General features: G+C 73.8%; 12 protein-coding genes. 9 read left to right on the forward strand and 3 right to left on the reverse strand.

Going from position 1 to position 15,810, the window contains the following annotated elements:
* The first annotated feature begins 17 nt into the window (after positions 1-17).
* The 9 genes from ACZ4TG_RS35465 to ACZ4TG_RS35505 all read left to right on the forward strand — a co-directional run bounded on the left by ACZ4TG_RS35465 (position 18) and on the right by ACZ4TG_RS35505 (position 9,869).
* Entirely contained in the window at positions 18-1,274 is a 1,257-nt protein-coding gene (locus ACZ4TG_RS35465) for an MFS transporter (protein ID WP_468171590.1), read from the forward strand.
* On the forward strand, positions 1,271-2,776 hold the full coding sequence (locus tag ACZ4TG_RS35470; protein ID WP_468171592.1) for an ATP-binding protein: 1,506 nt from the start codon (positions 1,271-1,273) through the stop codon (positions 2,774-2,776). Before ACZ4TG_RS35465 ends, ACZ4TG_RS35470 begins: the two co-directional genes overlap by 4 nt.
* A 16-nt stretch (positions 2,777-2,792) precedes the next feature.
* Complete coding sequence (locus ACZ4TG_RS35475) at positions 2,793-3,134, forward strand: nuclear transport factor 2 family protein (protein ID WP_468171595.1); 342 nt, start codon at positions 2,793-2,795, stop codon at positions 3,132-3,134.
* A gap of 84 nt (positions 3,135-3,218) precedes the next feature.
* Entirely contained in the window at positions 3,219-3,866 is a 648-nt protein-coding gene (locus ACZ4TG_RS35480; protein WP_468171598.1) for a TMEM175 family protein, read from the forward strand.
* 72 nt (positions 3,867-3,938) lie between these two features.
* A complete protein-coding gene (locus ACZ4TG_RS35485; protein WP_468171601.1) occupies positions 3,939-5,231 on the forward strand; it encodes an IS701 family transposase in 1,293 nt (430 codons plus the stop codon).
* Positions 5,231-6,415 (forward strand): XdhC family protein, encoded by a 1,185-nt coding sequence (locus ACZ4TG_RS35490; RefSeq protein ID WP_468171604.1) that lies wholly within the window; start codon positions 5,231-5,233, stop codon positions 6,413-6,415. The genes ACZ4TG_RS35485 and ACZ4TG_RS35490 overlap by 1 nt, the downstream gene beginning before the upstream one ends.
* Positions 6,416-6,563: 148 nt before the next feature.
* Positions 6,564-8,006 carry a GuaB1 family IMP dehydrogenase-related protein gene (locus ACZ4TG_RS35495; RefSeq protein ID WP_468171607.1) on the forward strand — a complete coding sequence of 481 codons (1,443 nt, stop codon included), beginning with the start codon at positions 6,564-6,566 and terminating at the stop codon, positions 8,004-8,006.
* 203 nt (positions 8,007-8,209) lie between these two features.
* The gene (gene hemC / locus ACZ4TG_RS35500; protein WP_468171610.1) at positions 8,210-9,139 is read left to right on the forward strand and encodes a hydroxymethylbilane synthase; all 930 of its coding nucleotides are present in this window, start codon (positions 8,210-8,212) and stop codon (positions 9,137-9,139) included.
* 232 nt (positions 9,140-9,371) lie between these two features.
* On the forward strand, positions 9,372-9,869 hold the full coding sequence (locus ACZ4TG_RS35505; protein WP_468171845.1) for a sigma-70 family RNA polymerase sigma factor: 498 nt from the start codon (positions 9,372-9,374) through the stop codon (positions 9,867-9,869).
* Here the strand turns inward: ACZ4TG_RS35505 and ACZ4TG_RS35510 are convergent.
* From ACZ4TG_RS35510 to ACZ4TG_RS35520, 3 genes are read right to left on the reverse strand one after another with little or no spacing between them, the layout of a single operon-like run.
* The gene (locus ACZ4TG_RS35510) at positions 9,848-12,670 is read right to left on the reverse strand and encodes an ATP-binding protein (RefSeq protein WP_468171613.1); all 2,823 of its coding nucleotides are present in this window, start codon (positions 12,668-12,670) and stop codon (positions 9,848-9,850) included. The genes ACZ4TG_RS35505 and ACZ4TG_RS35510 overlap by 22 nt on opposite strands.
* 36 nt (positions 12,671-12,706) lie before the next feature.
* Complete coding sequence (locus tag ACZ4TG_RS35515) at positions 12,707-13,942, reverse strand: histidine kinase (protein ID WP_468171848.1); 1,236 nt, start codon at positions 13,940-13,942, stop codon at positions 12,707-12,709.
* Positions 13,939-15,681 (reverse strand): sodium/solute symporter, encoded by a 1,743-nt coding sequence (locus ACZ4TG_RS35520; protein ID WP_468171616.1) that lies wholly within the window; start codon positions 15,679-15,681, stop codon positions 13,939-13,941. The genes ACZ4TG_RS35515 and ACZ4TG_RS35520 overlap by 4 nt, the downstream gene beginning before the upstream one ends.
* Positions 15,682-15,810 lie beyond the last annotated feature (129 nt).

Below are 15,810 nucleotides of genomic sequence, written 5' to 3' on the forward strand. Positions count from 1 at the left end.
ACGGGGGAGTTGACGCAGTGGCCGAACCGACCAAGACGACCACGGGGGACATCGTGCACCCGACCGGCCCGCCGGCCAGTGCGCCCAGATCATCCGGCTTCTGGGTGGTGGGCGCGGTGCTCGTCCTGCTGATGCTCTCCTCGTCCGTCCCCTCCGCCCTCTACGTGCTCTACCAGCAGAAGTGGGACCTGTCCTCCGGCACCGTCACGGTGGTCTTCGCGCTCTACGCCGTGACCGTGCTCGCCGGTCTGCTGCTCTTCGGGTCGCTGTCCGACACCCTCGGGCGGCGGCCCGTGCTCGGCGCCGGCCTGGTCCTCGCGATCGTCTCCATGGGCCTGTTCGCCGCCGCCCAGGGGCTCGGGCTGCTGCTCGCCGCCCGCGCCGTACAGGGGCTGGCGGTGGGCCTGGCCACCGGGGCGATGGGCGCGGCCCTGCTGGAACTCTCCCCGCGCTCGCGGCCCGCGCTCGGCGCGCAGGTCAACAGCGCGGGTCCGACCGTGGGCATCGGGCTCGGCGGGCTCGGGGCGGGACTGCTCGTCCAGTACGCGCCCGCCCCGACCGTGCTGAGCTACCTGCTGCTGGTCGCGGCCTTCGCGGCCACCCTGGTGGGGGTTTTCCGCATGCGAGAGAGCGCTCCCGGCGCCGGGGGACGGTTCAGGGTGGTCCCGCACCGGATCCGGGTGCCGGCCGCCGCACGCGGCCGGTTCGCCGTCCTCGTACTGACCATCGTCGCCGTCTGGTCGGTCGGCGGGTTCTACCTCTCGCTCGGCCCGCACCTCGCGCTCTCCCTGCTCAAGAGCACCAACTACCTGGTCGGCGGGGCCACCGTGGCGCTCCTCGCGGGCGCCGCCACGGTCGCGCAGCTGCTGCTCGGCCGCACCGAGGCGCTGCGCACCGCCGTACTCGGACTGCTCGGGCTGCTCGCGGGACTCGCCCTGGTACTGCTCGCGCTGGGCCTCGGCTCGGCCCCCGTGTTCCTCGTCGCCACGGCCGTCCTCGGCAGTGGCTGGGGCGCCGCCTTCCTCGGCTCCTTCCGGGCGCTGAGCGCACTCGCCGACCCGGCGCACCGCGGCGAACTCACCGCGGCCGTCTACGTCTTCGCGTACCTCGCCATGAGCGTCCCGGCGGTGCTCGCCGGAATGCTGACCAACATCCACGGACTGCACCGCACCTCGGTCGGCTTCATGGCCGCCGTCGCCGGGGTGTGCGCGCTGGCCCTGATCGCGACCCTGCGGCTGTCCGCCCGCGTCAGGGCCGAGGGGAGCACGCCATGAACGCCGGCACGCCGGACGCCGCGGAACTGCGGCCGGCCCTGCACGGGCTGGAGATCTTCGAAGGACTCACCGAGGAACAGCTGGACTGGCTGGTCTCGGTGTCCGAACCCCGGGTCCTCGGCGACGGGGAGGTGCTCTTCCGGGACGGAGACCAGGCCACCTGCTTCCACGTCCTGCTCGCCGGCGGGCTCGTCGTCACCAAGGTGGTGGACGGCCGGGAGGAGGTGCTCACCCGGCACTCCACCGAGGAGGAGAGCGCGGCCGCCGAGGAGCACGACGGCAAGCCGTCCGCCGCACACCGCTTCACCGGGGAGCTGCCGCTGCTCACGGACGGCTCGTACGTGGCCACCGCGGCCGCGAGCGGGCCGGCGACCACCGTCGTGGGCTACCCGAAAGCGGTGTTCTTCGAGATGCTGACCCGCTGCCACGGGGTGGCGGCGGTACTCATCCCCGTGCTGGCCTGGCGGATCAAGTCCTCCGAGGTGCAGGCCCGCAAGAGGGCCACCGTGGAGGCGCTCGGCACCCTCGCGGCGGGGCTCGCGCACGAGCTGAACAACCCGGCCGCCGCCGTGGCCCGGGCCGCGCAGGAGCTGGCGCCCGCCCTGGAGCGGCTGACCCTGACCGCCCACACCTGGGGCGCGGCCGCCTCGGGCGGGGAGCGCGCCGTCCTGGACCGGCTGGCCGAGGAGCTCGACAAGCTGCCGCCGCCCGGGACCAGCGACCCGCTGGCCCAGGCGGACGCCGAGGAGGAGATCGCCGACTGGGCCGAGGAGGCCGGCGCCGAACGGTCCGGGCTGCTCGGCTCGGGGGTCTCGGACCTGGGACTGGAGCTGGGCTGGCTGCTGGAGCGCCTGGAGGGGGTGGGGGAGTCCGCCCTGCCCGCGGCCCTGGACCACCTCGCGGCGCTGCTGGAGATCCGGTCGCTGGCCGCCGAGCTGCGGGCGGCAGGCCCGCGCATCTCCCAACTGGTCGCCGCCACCCGGGATTACGCCAATCTCGACCGGGCCCCCGAGCAGCGCTTCCCGGTGACCGGCGGACTGGAGAACACGCTGGTCGTGCTGCGGTCCAAGCTCACCGGTATCACCATCGTGCGTGCGTACGACGACGACCTGCCCGAACTGACGGGCTATCCGGGGGAGTTGAACCAGGTGTGGACCAACCTGGTGGACAACGCCGCCGAGGCCATGGAGGGCGCCGGCACGCTCACGCTGCGCGCCCGGGCCGAGGGCGTCTGCATGGTCGTGGAGATCACCGACACCGGCCGGGGCATCCCCGAGGACGTCCTGCCGAGGATCTTCGAACCGTTCTACACCACCAAGGACGTGGGCAAGGGCACCGGTCTGGGGCTGCACCTCAGCTACCGGATCGTGACCCAGCGCCACCACGGGTCCATCACGGCCCGCTCCCGTCCCGGCGAGACCCGGATGGTCGTCCGGCTCCCGCTCGCCGTACCGCCGGCCCCCGTTGCCGGACCCAACTCCACGAGTCCCGCCACCAGTTGAGAGAATGGAGTCGAACATGGCCAAGTACGACATCGCCAAGCTGCACCCGGTCTTCGTCCGCCAGATGGACGCGCTGGCCGCCCTGGACATCGAGGCTGTGATGAAGAACTACACCGACGACGCGGTGCTGCTGCGGTTCGAGGGGGCCTCGGTGGGCATCGAGGCCGTTCGCGAGACGTTCACCGGCTATCTCACCGTGAAGCCCACCCTGGTCGAGCTCCAGGAGTACATCGAGACCGACGACACCATCTTCTACCGGGCGATCATGAACCTCAACGGTGAACCGGAGCACGCGTTCGGGACACTTGTGGTCCGCGATGGCCGAATCTGGCGCCAGACCGCTGGATTCGGCGGCTGAGCCCCGATATCTGGGTAGCGTGTGCGGGGAGGGCGCGGGCAGCGCCCTCTCCGCGTGTTCGACAGGAATGGCAAAGGGGAGGTCATGGAACGCGAAACCGGGCGGGTCGAGGCATTCAGTGACGGCGTATTCGCCATCGTCATCACGATTCTGGTTCTGGAACTAAAGGTTCCGGAAGAAACCGGCTCGGACTTCTGGCACGGCGTCTGGGAACAGTGGCCGCATTACGCCGCCTATGTCGTGAGCTTCCTCATCATCGGCGTCATGTGGGTGAACCACCACACGATCTTCAGTCACCTCAAGAGGGTCGACCGACCCCTGTTGTTCCTGAATCTCCTGGTGCTGATGGTGGTATCGGTGATTCCCTACACCACCACCGTTCTGGCGGAGCATCTGGTGGAGGAGGGGGGCTCGGCGAACGCGGCCGCGATCCTCTACAGTTCGGTCACCGTCGCCTACGCCCTCGCATTCCTGGCCTTCTGGTGGTACGTCACCCGGGTCGGCCACCTCTTCCACGAACAGGTGGACAGGGACGGCGCGCGGGCGACCCGGATGCGCTTCGGCCTGGGTGCGATCGCCTACCCCCTGACCGTACTCCTGTCCTTTTACTCCGCACCGCTCACTCTCGTAGCGCACTTCCTGATCGCGCTCTACTATGCGGCGAACCAGATCCCCATCCCGCTCGTGGTAGAGGAAGAGCGGCTCGAATCTGCCAGCGACCTCAGGAAGTAGCCGCCTTGGCCTACGGCCGTTCTTCGCGGTCAAGTAGGGTATTGGATCTAGCTGGTCGCGGGGGAGGCCCAGATGGCTCGCGTAGTCCTGCCGGAGGATTCCAAGAAGGAAATCTCCGATTTGATCGATGTCCTGATCTCGCTCTTCTTCGAGTCATTACCCCGGCGGGACCAGCGAAACTGGGCCCGCGTTTATCTGAACGGACTGGTGCGGACCTCCGGGAAGAAAACAATCCGTAACATCGCCGGAACAGGTGCCAGTTCCGTCGAACAGAGCCTCCAGCAGTTCATCAGCAAATCCCCCTGGGACTGGACCCCCGTACGCCGGTCCCTCGCCCAGCACCTCGAACGCACCGCCCAGCGCCCGCTGGCCTGGGTGGTGCAGCCGATGGTCATAGAGAAGGCCGGCGACCGCTCCGTGGGCGTCGGCCGGCAGTTCGTCCCACAGCTCGGCCGCACCGCCAACTGCCAGCAGGCCAGCGGGATCTGGCTCGCCTCCAGCGAGGCCAGCTTCCCGGTCGAATGGACCCTCACCCTCCCCGGGCCCTGGACCAGTGAACTGCTGCGCCGCCGGCGGGCCGGCATCCCGGACACGGCGCGCTCGCTCACCCCCGCGCAGGACGCCGTACACGCCGTCCAGCGGATGGCCGCCACCTGGCAACTCCAGCGGCGCCCCGTGGTGATGGAGGTCTCGAACTCCGAACTCCCTTACTGCGTCGAGTCCTTCGCGCTCCAGGACATCCCGTTCGTCTTCAAGGTGGACGGCTCGCTGCCGGTCTCCTTCGGCGGCGCCGGCCGCCACAAGCCCGGCCCGCACACCGCACCCGCCCGCGAGCTCATCGACTCGCTGCGCTCCCAGCGCCGCGTCGTCGAATGGACCCGGCACGGCCGCGCCGAGGGAGCGGTGACCCTGCTGACCTCGGCCGCCATCCTCGCCACCCCCAGCGAGGACCGGCCGCTGCCCGCCCCCCCCACCCCGCTGCTGCTCGTGGGGGCCTGGACCGAGGCCGCCATGCTGCCCTCCGAGTTCTGGATCACCAACATCGGCGACAGGCCGCTCGCCCAGCTCTTCCTGCTGGCCAAACTCACCGACCGGGTCACCCTGGACTTCACCGAGACCTGCGAACCGGTCGGCATCCGCGACTTTGAGGGCCGCTCCTTCCGCGGCTGGCACCACCACGCCACCCTCGCGAGCGTGGCCCACGCCGCACAGCTGCTCGGCTGCGCCGGCGGGCGGGTCCCCGACCCGCAGAGCGCCCTGCCCTACCCGGGCATGGCGCGGCCCCCGGCCACCCGGCCGCCCGCCGTACTGCCACCGCGGCCGCTCGTACCCGGGCAGACCGCGCGCCGCGAGTACATCCGCTGATGCTCGACATCGCCTCGGAGCTACGCGCGTGGTGTGCCGAGCGGCGCGAGTTCGCGCTGGCCACCGTGGTCGCCGTCAGCGGGAGCGCGCCGCGCGGGCCGGGCGCCTCGCTGGCCGTCGACTCCGGGGGCACGGCACTCGGCTCCCTCTCCGGGGGCTGCGTGGAGTCCGCCGTGCACGAGCTGTGCCTCGACGCGATCGCTTCCGGCGAGGGCGGCCTGCACCGCTTCGGATACAGCGACGACGACGCCTTCGCGGTAGGCCTGACCTGCGGCGGAGTCCTGGACGTGCTGGTCACCCCGGTACGCGGACAGGACCCCGTAAGGCCCGTGCTCGGCTCGGTGCTGGACGCCGCCGCGGGAGGGGCGCGGGCCGCCCTCGCCCGGGTGGTGTCCGGCCCGCCCGAGCAGTCCGGCCGGGCACTGGCCGTGCACGCCGACGGCTCCTACGAGGGCTGCCTGGGCGGCAGCCCGGCCCTGGACCAGGCCGCCGCCGGGCGGGTACGGGCCCTGCTGCTCGCCGGGCGCACCGGTACCGCCGAACTCGGCACGGCGGGCGGGCTGTGCGGGCAGCCGCTGACGCTGCTGGTCGAGTCGGCCGCCGAACCGCCCCGCCTGATCGTCTACGGGGCCATCGACTTCGCGGCCGCCCTGGCACGGATCGGGGCCTTCCTGGGCCACCGGGTCACCGTGTGCGACGCCCGGCCCGTCTTCACCACGCCGGCCCGTTTCCCGGACGCCGACGAGGTGATCGTCGACTGGCCGCACCGGCACCTGGCCGCGGAATGGGAGGCGGGGCGCCTGGACGCCCGTACGGCGGTCTGCGTCCTGACCCACGACGCCAAGTTCGACGTACCGCTGCTCACCCTGGCCCTCGGCCTGCCACTGGGGTACGTGGGGGCCATGGGGTCCCGCCGCACCCACACCGAGCGGGCCGCCCGGCTGCGGGACGAGGGAGTCCCCGAAGCCGCGCTGGCCCGGCTGCGCTCACCGATCGGCCTGGACCTCGGCGGGGGCACCCCCGAGGAGACGGCCCTGGCCATCGCCGCCGAGTTCACGGCGGTCCGGCACGGCGGATCGGTGCTCCCGCTCGCCCAGCGCCGGGGCCCGGTCCACCGGCGGACGGGAGCTCCGGCAGTCCTGACCGCGGCGCCGGCGGCCCGGTCGGGGACCAAGGTCCCGTAGGAAAAGACCACAGGGCCCGGTATGTCCTGGACGATCGGCCCGGGCGGCGCGAACGCCAGGTCATGGGAGAATGAAGTACGTGCGTTTTCCTCGGCTGCCCTTGCTGAGGGTGACCGGGTTACCTCCGATCGACTGGGATGTTCAGCACGTGCGTTTCCTCAATGACCTGAAGCCGCCGTACGACCTGACGTACGACGATGTGTTCATGGTGCCGAGCCGCTCCGCGGTCGGTTCCCGCCAGGGCGTCGACCTCTCCTCGCCCGACGGCACCGGCACCACCATTCCGCTCGTCGTGGCGAACATGACCGCCATCGCGGGCCGCCGGATGGCCGAGACCGTCGCCCGCCGCGGCGGCATCGTCGTCATCCCGCAGGACATCCCGATCGAGATCGTCACCGACGTCATCTCCTGGGTGAAGACCCGCCACCTCGTGCTCGACACCCCGATCACCCTGGCGCCCACCCAGACCGTCGCCGACGCGCTGTCCCTGCTGCCCAAGCGGGCCCATGGCGCCGGCGTCGTCGTCGACGCCGACAACCGCCCGGTCGGCGTCGTCACCGACCACGACCTCACCGGCGTGGACCGCTTCACCCAGCTCTCCGAGGTCATGTCGAAGGAGCTGCTGCTCATCGACGCCGACATCGACCCCCGCGAGGCCTTCAACAAGCTCGACGCCGGCCACCGCAAGCTGGCCCCGGCCGTCGACAAGGACGGCAGGCTCGTCGGCCTCCTGACCCGCAAGGGCGCGCTGCGCGCCACCCTGTACACCCCCGCCACCGACGCCGACGGCAAGCTGCGCATCGCCGCCGCCGTCGGCATCAACGGCGACTTCGTCGCCAAGGCCAAGCAGCTGCTGGACGCGGGCGTCGACACGCTGGTCATCGACACGGCCCACGGCCACCAGGAGTCGATGATCAACGCGATCAAGGCCGTCCGCGCGCTGGACCCGCAGGTCCCGATCGTCGCGGGCAACATCGTCGCCGCCGAGGGCGTCAAGGACCTCATCGACGCCGGCGCCGACATCATCAAGGTCGGTGTGGGCCCCGGCGCCATGTGCACCACCCGCATGATGACCGGCGTGGGCCGCCCGCAGTTCTCCGCGGTCCTGGAGTGCGCGGCCGAGGCCAAGAAGTACGGCAAGCACGTCTGGGCCGACGGCGGCGTGCGCCACCCGCGCGACGTGGCGATGGCGCTGGCCGCCGGCGCCTCGAACGTCATGATCGGTTCCTGGTTCGCCGGTACGTACGAGTCCCCGGGCGACCTCCAGCAGTCCGCCGACGGCCGCCTGTACAAGGAGTCCTTCGGCATGGCGTCCGCCCGCGCGGTGCGCAACCGCACCTCGGAGGAGTCGGCCTACGACCGTGCCCGCAAGGCGCTGTTCGAGGAGGGCATCTCCACCTCGCGGATGTTCCTCGACCCGGCCCGCCCGGGCGTCGAGGACCTGATCGACTCGATCATCGCCGGTGTCCGCTCCTCCTGCACCTACGCCGGTGCCGGCTCCCTCGCGGAGTTCGAGGAGAAGGCCGTCGTCGGCATCCAGTCCGCCGCCGGCTACGCCGAGGGCAAGCCGCTGCACGCCAGCTGGAGCTAGTTCCGCTTCTCCGTGGCCCCCGCTCCGTCCCTTCCGGACGGGGCGGGGGCCACGCGTGTGTCCGGTGTCCGGCGTCGCGTCCCCCTGCGACGGGCCGCGACCACCCGGCACGTCCGCATCCGTTGCCGACCCGCTGTCTGCATGACCACGACCCCGCCGCCCGTAGCCTGGTGACAACCCGTCAGGATCCGAGAGGCCCTCCCGTGACCACGTATCTCGTCGGCTCGCGCGCCAGCAACCTGGCCATGACCCAGGTCCGCGAATTCCTCGCCCCGCTGCGCGAGCGGTTCCCCCACGTCTCCTTCACCCACCGGTCGATCCTCGAAGGGGGCGACCGGGACCGCCGCTCGCCCCTGTCGAGCGTGTCCGCGGTGAGCGGCGGCTCGGCCTTCAGCAGCGAGCAGGAAGCGGCCCTGGTCCGCGGGGACGTGGACGTGGTGGTGCACTCCCTGAAGGACCTGCCCACCGCGAACCCGCCCGGCCTGATGCTGCTCCCCCCGCCCGGCCGCGAGGACGTGCGCGACGCGCTCTGCGGCTCGACGCTCGCGGGCCTGCGCCAGGGCGCCCGGGTGGGCACCGGATCCGCCCGGCGCAAGGCCCAGCTCCTCGCCGTACGGCCCGACCTGGACGTGGTGCCGATCCGCGGCAACGTCCCGCCGAGGCTCCGCAAGATCCAGACCGAGGGACTCGACGCGGTCGTCCTCGCCGCCGCCGGACTGCACCGGCTCGGACTCGCCGACGCGGTGGGGGAGTTCCTGCCGGTCGAGGAGTTCCCGCCGTCGCCGGGCCAGGGCGCGCTGGGCATCCAGGTCCGGGAGGAGTCCGCCGGGCTTCGCGAGATCCTCTCCACGGCGGGCGACCTCGACGCCGACGCGCAGGTACGCGCGGAACGCTCCCTGCTCGCCGAGCTGCACGGCGGCTGCAGCGTGCCCGTCGGCGCGTACGCCCGGACCCTGCCCGACGGCACCCTGACCCTCTACGCCCAGGTCACCTCGCTCGACGGCCGCCGACGCGTCGCGGGGACCCTCACCGGGCCCGCGGACTCCCCCGAGAAGATCGGCGCCGCCCTGGCCGGCGAACTCGTGGACCAGGGCGCCGGAGCCATCCTCGACGCGGCCCGCGCCGGCCTCTGACGCCGCTCGACCGTTCGGCGCGCCGTTCGACCGGTGGGCGCCGCTCGCGGGGGGATACGTCAGGCGGCGGATAACTCCGCGCGGCGATTCGGTCACGCTCAGGTCATCCGACCCGGAAGGGGTGACCCCGGTGACCACCACCCACCTCGCGCGCCGCGCCGCCGACGACCAGGCTCTCGCCCGCCGGGCGACCGACGATCACGCCCTCGCCCGCCGGACCGACGACCACGCCCTGGCGCAGCTCCACCGCGAGCACGGCAAGGCCCTGTACGGATTCCTCCTCAGCCTCACCTTCGGCGACCGCCACCGCGCCGAGGACCTCGTGCAGGAGACCCTCTTCCGGGCCTGGAAACACCCCGAGGCCCTGGAGAGCCACGACCACGCCTCCATACGGCCCTGGCTGTACACCGTAGGGCGCCGGCTCGCCATCGACGCCCGCCGGGCACGGCTGGTGCGGCCCTCCGAGGTCGGCCCGGACGCCCTGGAGCAGTCCCCCGCCGCCGACGACCGCACTGAACAGGCCGTCGCCGCCCTCGACCTCCGCGAGGCACTGCGATTACTCAGCCCCGAACACCGCGCCGTCCTCGACCAGATCTACTTCCGCGGGGCGTCCGTCGTCGAGGCCGCCGAGGCGCTGGGCGTGCCGCCGGGGACCGTGAAGTCCCGGACCTACTACGCCCTGCGGGCCCTGCGCGCCCTGCTGCCCGGCTACGGCCGCGCGGCGGCCTGAGCCGCCACCGCCGCCCGGGAGCGGACCTGCAGCTTGGCGAGGATGTGCGAGACGTGCGTCTGCACGGTCCTGGGGGAGAGGAAGAGGGCCTCGGCGATCTCCGGGTTGGTCCGGCCCTGCGCGACCAGCAGCGCGATCCTGTGCTCGGCCGGGGTCAGCGCCTCCCACCCGTTGGACGGCCGCCGCCGCGCCGCCCGGCTGCCCCGGCGCACGCCCAGGCTCCGCAGCCGGGCGTCGGCCCGCGCGATGTCCCACCGGGCGCCCAGGTCCTCGTACGAGGCCACCGCTCGGGTCAGCGCCGCCCGGGCCCCCGCGAGGTCACCGCGCCAGGCCCGGGCCACCGCCAGGTCCTCCAGCGTGTGCCCCAGCACCAGCGGCCACCCGGCCCGCTCCGCCCGCACCACCGTCCGCGCCAGCAGCTCCGGATCCTGCGCGAACAGCCCCCGGCCGCGCAGCAGCGCCAGCGCCGGCCCCGGATACTCCGGCAGGGCCGCCGCCATGCGCGCGCAGGCCGCCACCGCCGCCCGGGCCGTCGCCGTGTCCCCGCTCTCCAGCGCGAGGCGGACCGTCTCCGACAGCACCCACGGCCGGTCGTACACCGCCGCCTCCTCCGCCGTGTCCGCCAGCGCGGGCAGCAGCGCGCGCAGCGCGTCGGCCGGCCGCCCGTCCCGCTCCGCCAGCAACGCCCGGGCCAGCAGCACGTGCGAGCCGTACCGCCGGGCCGCCGGGCTGCCGAAGGCGTCCGCGGGCAGCGCCGCCAGCTCCCGCTCCGCCGCCCCCCGCTCGTCCCGGTGGCCCAGCACCAGCGCCCGCAGCCCGTGCACCACCACCGGCAGCCAGCCGTCCGACACCGGCAGGCCGTCCGCGCGGGCCGCCCCGGCCAGGGCCGCGTCCCAGTCCCCGAGCCGGTAGTGGAACTCCGCCAGCCGGGCCTCGGTCACCACCAGCCGGCCCGTGGAACGGATCCGGACCGCCAGCTCCCGTGCCTCCTCGAGCGCCCGCGCGACGATCTCCGGCTCGTCGAACCGCATGTGGCCCTCCGCCTGGTTGGCGAGCAGCAGCAGCCGCATGTCGTTCGCCGCCGGACTGCGCCGGGCGTACGCGATGCCCTGCGCCACGTGGAGCAGCGACTCCCGGCCCCGGTTGAGGTGGAACAGCGCGAAGGCCACCGCGTGCTGCGCCTCCGCCCCGCACAGCGGGTCGCCCAGCCGCTCGGCCTGCTCCACCACCGGCCCGGCCAGCTCGTACGCCTGCGCCGGACGGCGCAGATCCGCCAGCGCCAGCACCCGGCAGGCCTCCAGGCGCAGCCGGTAGGCCGCCGACCCGAAGGCCTCCGCCAGCGCCTCCTCCGTGACCGCCAGTGAGCGTTCCATGTCCCCCTGGATCATCAGGGCCGACACCAGCTTGAAGGCCAGCGCCGCCCGCCGGTCCGGATCCGTCGCCCGCTCGCGCAGGGTGTCCAGCATGCGCACCGACTCCGGCCGGCGCAGCATCAGCGCCGCGTCCGCCAGGCTCTCCTCCAGGGCGTCCGGCGCCGGCGGCGCGCCCGGCCCCGCCGCGCCCTCGCTCTGGCCCTGCGCGACCGCCCGTTCCAGCAGCTCGGCAGCCGGCCCCGGGGCCACCGAGATCAGCGTCTGCGCCGACTCGGCCAGCCAGCGCACCCCCCACGCGTCCGGCGCACCGGCCCCCAGCAGTTGCTCGGCGGTGCGGGCCGGGTCCAGCCCCGCCCCGGCGAAGGCCCGGGCGGCCTCCTGGTGCAGGGTCCGGCGGACGGAGCCGGGCGTGTCCCGGTACAGGGCCTCGCGGAGCACCGGGTGGCGGAAGCGCAGCTGCTCGCCGGTGTCCTCCAGCAGCCCCGCCAGCAAAGGCTCCTCCAGTTCCCCGAGCAGCTCCCGCACCGGCTTGTCCTGTACGACGGCCAGCTCGCGCACCGTGAAGGACGGACCCAGCAGCGCCGCGTGGCGGAGGGTGGCACAGGCCGCCCGGGACAGGCAGTCCAGCCCCCGGGTCACGGAGGCGGGTGGCGGCGGCAAGTCGCGTGGAGCCAGACCCAGTTCGGCGATGCCGGCCTCGATCCGGATGGCCCGCGACCACTGGCCGACGAGCTCCCGCAGCAGCCGCGGGTTGCCGCCCGCCCGCTCCGCAGCCTCGCGCAGCAGCGGCCCCGCCGGCGCCCCCAGCAGCCCCCGCACCAGGTCCGCGGACTCCGCGGACGTCAGCGGCTCCAGCCGGACCACCAGCCCGCCCGGCCCCGCGCCGAGCCGCTCCACCTCGGGCCGCCGCGGCAGCGCCCGCCGGGTCCCGGCCAGCAGCAGCGGCAGCCTTCCCGCCGCCCGGCCCAGCCGCTCCCACACGAGCAGGCTGGCGGGATCCGCCCAGTGCAGATCGTCCAGCACCAGCAGCAACGGCCCCTCGGCGCACCACCCCAGGACCCCGGCCACCAGCAGGTCCATCGCCGCCAGCAGCGCCCCGCCGGGCCGCCGCGCGTCCTCGGCCTCCCGCAGCAGGGCGATCACCGCGGCCCTGGCCGCGCCGTCCGTACCGTCCGGGTGCACACAGTCCAGGGCCGCCCGCAGCGGCAGCCCCGCCGCCAGCTCCTCGGCGGCCCCGTACCGCACGCGCCAGCCCAGCGCGGCCGCCTCGGCCAGCGCCTCCCGGACGAAGGCCGTCCGGCCCGCGCCGGGTTCGCCCTCCACGATCAGGCGGCCACCGCCGCCCTGGGCCGCTCCGCGCACCCAGTTCCGCAACTCGTCACGCTGCTGCTCTCGCCCGACCCGCACCTCGGCGGTCCCTCCGGTCATGCCGCGCCTCCCGCAGGATGCCACGCCGCGGCCGGGTCAGGGCCGGGGAAGCCGATCTCCGGGGCCCGAAGTATGCACTCCTGCCCGGTACTTGGGAATCCGTACGGTGATCTTCATCCCCGCGCCCAGCCCCGTTTCGATGACGAGCCCGTAGTCGTCCCCGTACACCTGCCGCATGCGCTCGTCCACGTTCGGCAGTCCGATGCCCGAGGAGGACCCGGGCCGCTCCCCGGCCAGGATCCGGCGCAGCAGGGCCGGATCCATCCCCACCCCGTTGTCCTCGATGGTCAGCACCGCCTCCGAGCCCGCGTCCCGTGCGGCGATGGTGATCCGGCACTCCCGCGTGGAGTCCTCCAGGCCGTGCTTGACCGCGTTCTCCACCAGCGGCTGCAGGCACAAGAACGGCAGCGCCACCGGCAGCACCTCCGGCGCCACCTGGAGGGTCACCTTCAGCCGGTCCCCGAACCGGGCCCCGGCCAGCGCCAGATACTGCTCGATGGAACGCAGCTCCTCCGCCAGCGTGGTGAACTCGCCGTGCCGGCGGAAGGAGTAGCGGGTGAAGTCCGCGAACTCCAGCAGCAGATCCCGCGCCCGCTCCGGATCGGTCCTCACGAACGAGGCGATCGCAGCGAGGGAGTTGAAGATGAAGTGCGGGGAGATCTGCGCGCGCAGCGCCTTGATCTCCGCCTCCATCAGCCGTGTCCGGGACCGGTCCAGCTCGGACAGCTCCAGCTGCACGGACACCCAGCGCGCCACCTCGGTCGCGGCCCGCACCAGCACGGCCGACTCCCGCGAGCCGTACGCCACGAGCGCGCCGAGCATCCCGTCCTCACCGGTGAGCGGCGCGAACACCGCCCACTTCAGCGGGCAGTCGGGCCGCTGGCAGCCGGTGCGCAGGCTGATGCTCCGCCCCGACTCCAGCATCACCGCCACCCGGGCCATCGCCCGCCGCTGGTGGTGATCGGCGCCCGGCCCGTCCCAGGCCAGCACCGCCTCCCGGTCGGTGAGGCACAGTGCCTCCGTGCCCAGCAGCGACCGCAGCCGCCTCGCCGCCTTGCGGGCGGCGTCCTCGGTGAGCCCGGCCCGCAGCGGGGGAGCGGCCAGCGAAGCGGTGTGCAGGGTGTGGAAGGTGGCCCGCTCCACCGGGGTGCCCAGGTCCAGCCCGGCGGACCGCTCCCCGCGCCGGGCCTGCCACCGCCCGGCCGCCCAGCCGGTCCCCAGCAGCAGGGCCGCTCCCGCCACCGCCAGCACCGCGAGCACCGCCCCGGTCACCGCCCCGTCCACCGCGCACCCCCCGCCCGGTCGCCGGCCACGTCCTCCGGCAGGTGCAGCCGCGCCAGCGTCGCCGCGGCCCCCGCCGGGATCCGGGACCGGGTGCCCAGCGACACCCCCGCCATCGTCAGGAACCCCAGCGGCACCGACCACACCGCCGGCCAGGCCAGCAGGGTGTGCGTCCAGCCCGGCGCGACCGTCCCGGACCGGGTCGCCAGCACCGCGCTGAGCGCGGCTCCGCCACCCGTGACCAGCCCCGCCACCGCACCCGGCGGGGTCAGCCCGCGCCACCAGATGCCCAGCACCAGCAGCGGGCCGAAGGAGGAGGCCGAGACCGCGAAGGCCAGCCCCACCGCGTCCGCCACGGGCACCGCGGTCGCCGCCACCGCGCCCGCCAGCGGCACCAGCATCGCCACCACCACCGAGAGGCGGAAACTGCGCACCCCGCGCTTCGGCAGCACGTCCTGGTGCAGCACCCCGGCCACCGCCATGGTCAGCCCCGAGGCCGTCGACAGGAACGCCGCGAAGGCGCCCCCGGCCAGCAGCGCCCCCAGCAGCTCACCGAGCAGCCCGCCCAGCATCCGCTCCGGCAGCACCAGCACCGCCGCGTCCGCGTCGCCGGTCAGGGCCAGTCCCGGTGCGTAGATCCGGCCCAGCGCCCCGTACACCGGGGGCAGCAGGTAGAAGACCCCGACCAGCCCCAGCACCACCAGCGTGGTGCGCCGCGCGGTCCGCCCGTCCGGGCTCGTGTAGAAGCGCACCGCGACGTGCGGCAGGCCCATCGTGCCGAGGAAAGTGGCCAGGATCAGCCCGTACGTGGCGTACAGCTGCTGCCCGGGCCGGTCCCCGGACAGTGAGGCCGACCAGCTGGACATCCCCAGCCCGGACTCCGCCCGGGCGTCGGGCACGGCGCTGTCCGGGGCGAACTCCAGCAGGGTGCGGGCCCGTACCGAGTGCTGCCCGGCGCCCAGCGTCAACGCCTCGGCCTCGAACGCGTGCCCGTCCACCTGCCCGGTCACCGTCAGCGTGAGCGGCTCCTCCAGCGAGATCCGCAGGTCCTCGCCCACCGTGACGGCGGTGTGCTCGCGGAAGACCGCCGGGGCGTCGAAGGTGGCGCGCGGGGCCCCGTCCCCGGCCCACGCGGCGATCAGGAAGAAGGCGGGGACGAGCAGAGCGGTGAATTTGAGCCAGTACTGGAAGGCCTGCACGAAGGTGATGCTGCGCATCCCGCCGGCTCCCACGGCCGCCGTCACCACGGTGGCCACCACCAGCCCGCCGACCCAGGCCGGCGCCCCGGTCAGGATGGCCAGGGTCAGCCCCGCCCCCTGCAACTGGGGCAGCAGGTACAGCCAGCCGACGCCCACCACGAACAGCACCGCGATCCGGCGCACGGCCTGCGACTCCAGCCGGGCCTCCGCGAAGTCGGGCAGTGTGTACGCGCCGGAGCGCCGCAGCGGGGCCGCCACCAGGACCAGCAGTACGAGGTAGCCGGCGGTGTAGCCGACCGGGTACCAGAGCATCTCCGGCCCCTGGAGCAGCACCAGCCCCGCGATGCCGAGGAAGGAGGCGGCGGAGAGGTACTCCCCGCTGATGGCGGCCGCGTTGAGCCGGGGGCCCACGGTGCGCGAGGCGACGTAGAAGTCGGAGGTGGTCCGGGATATCCGCAGGCCGAGCGCGCCGACCAGCACCGTGACCAGGACGACGACGGTGACCGCGGTCAGCGCGTACGTCTGGTTCACCGGGCGGTCCTTCGACAGGGGAGGGGATTCCCGGAGTCTATGCACCGCCGCGCACCGGGCAACAGGCGCGTTCCGGCACGTCCCTGACGGGTACGGGCCGCCCGGCGGGCCCGGCGGCCCCGGCGGGCA

The organism is Streptomyces sp. NPDC028314, assembly GCF_055565795.1.

Excerpts from the sequence above, each read along its gene's own strand:
- ACZ4TG_RS35470 (WP_468171592.1), top strand. The coding sequence starts at position 1,271 with ATGAACGCCGGCACGCCGGACGCCGCGGAACTGCGGCCGGCCCTGCAC.
- ACZ4TG_RS35475 (WP_468171595.1), top strand. The coding sequence starts at position 2,793 with ATGGCCAAGTACGACATCGCCAAGCTGCACCCGGTCTTCGTCCGCCAG.
- ACZ4TG_RS35480 (WP_468171598.1), top strand. The coding sequence starts at position 3,219 with ATGGAACGCGAAACCGGGCGGGTCGAGGCATTCAGTGACGGCGTATTC.
- ACZ4TG_RS35485 (WP_468171601.1), top strand. The coding sequence starts at position 3,939 with ATGGCTCGCGTAGTCCTGCCGGAGGATTCCAAGAAGGAAATCTCCGAT.
- ACZ4TG_RS35490 (WP_468171604.1), top strand. The coding sequence starts at position 5,231 with ATGCTCGACATCGCCTCGGAGCTACGCGCGTGGTGTGCCGAGCGGCGC.
- ACZ4TG_RS35510 (WP_468171613.1), bottom strand. The coding sequence starts at position 12,670 with ATGACCGGAGGGACCGCCGAGGTGCGGGTCGGGCGAGAGCAGCAGCGT.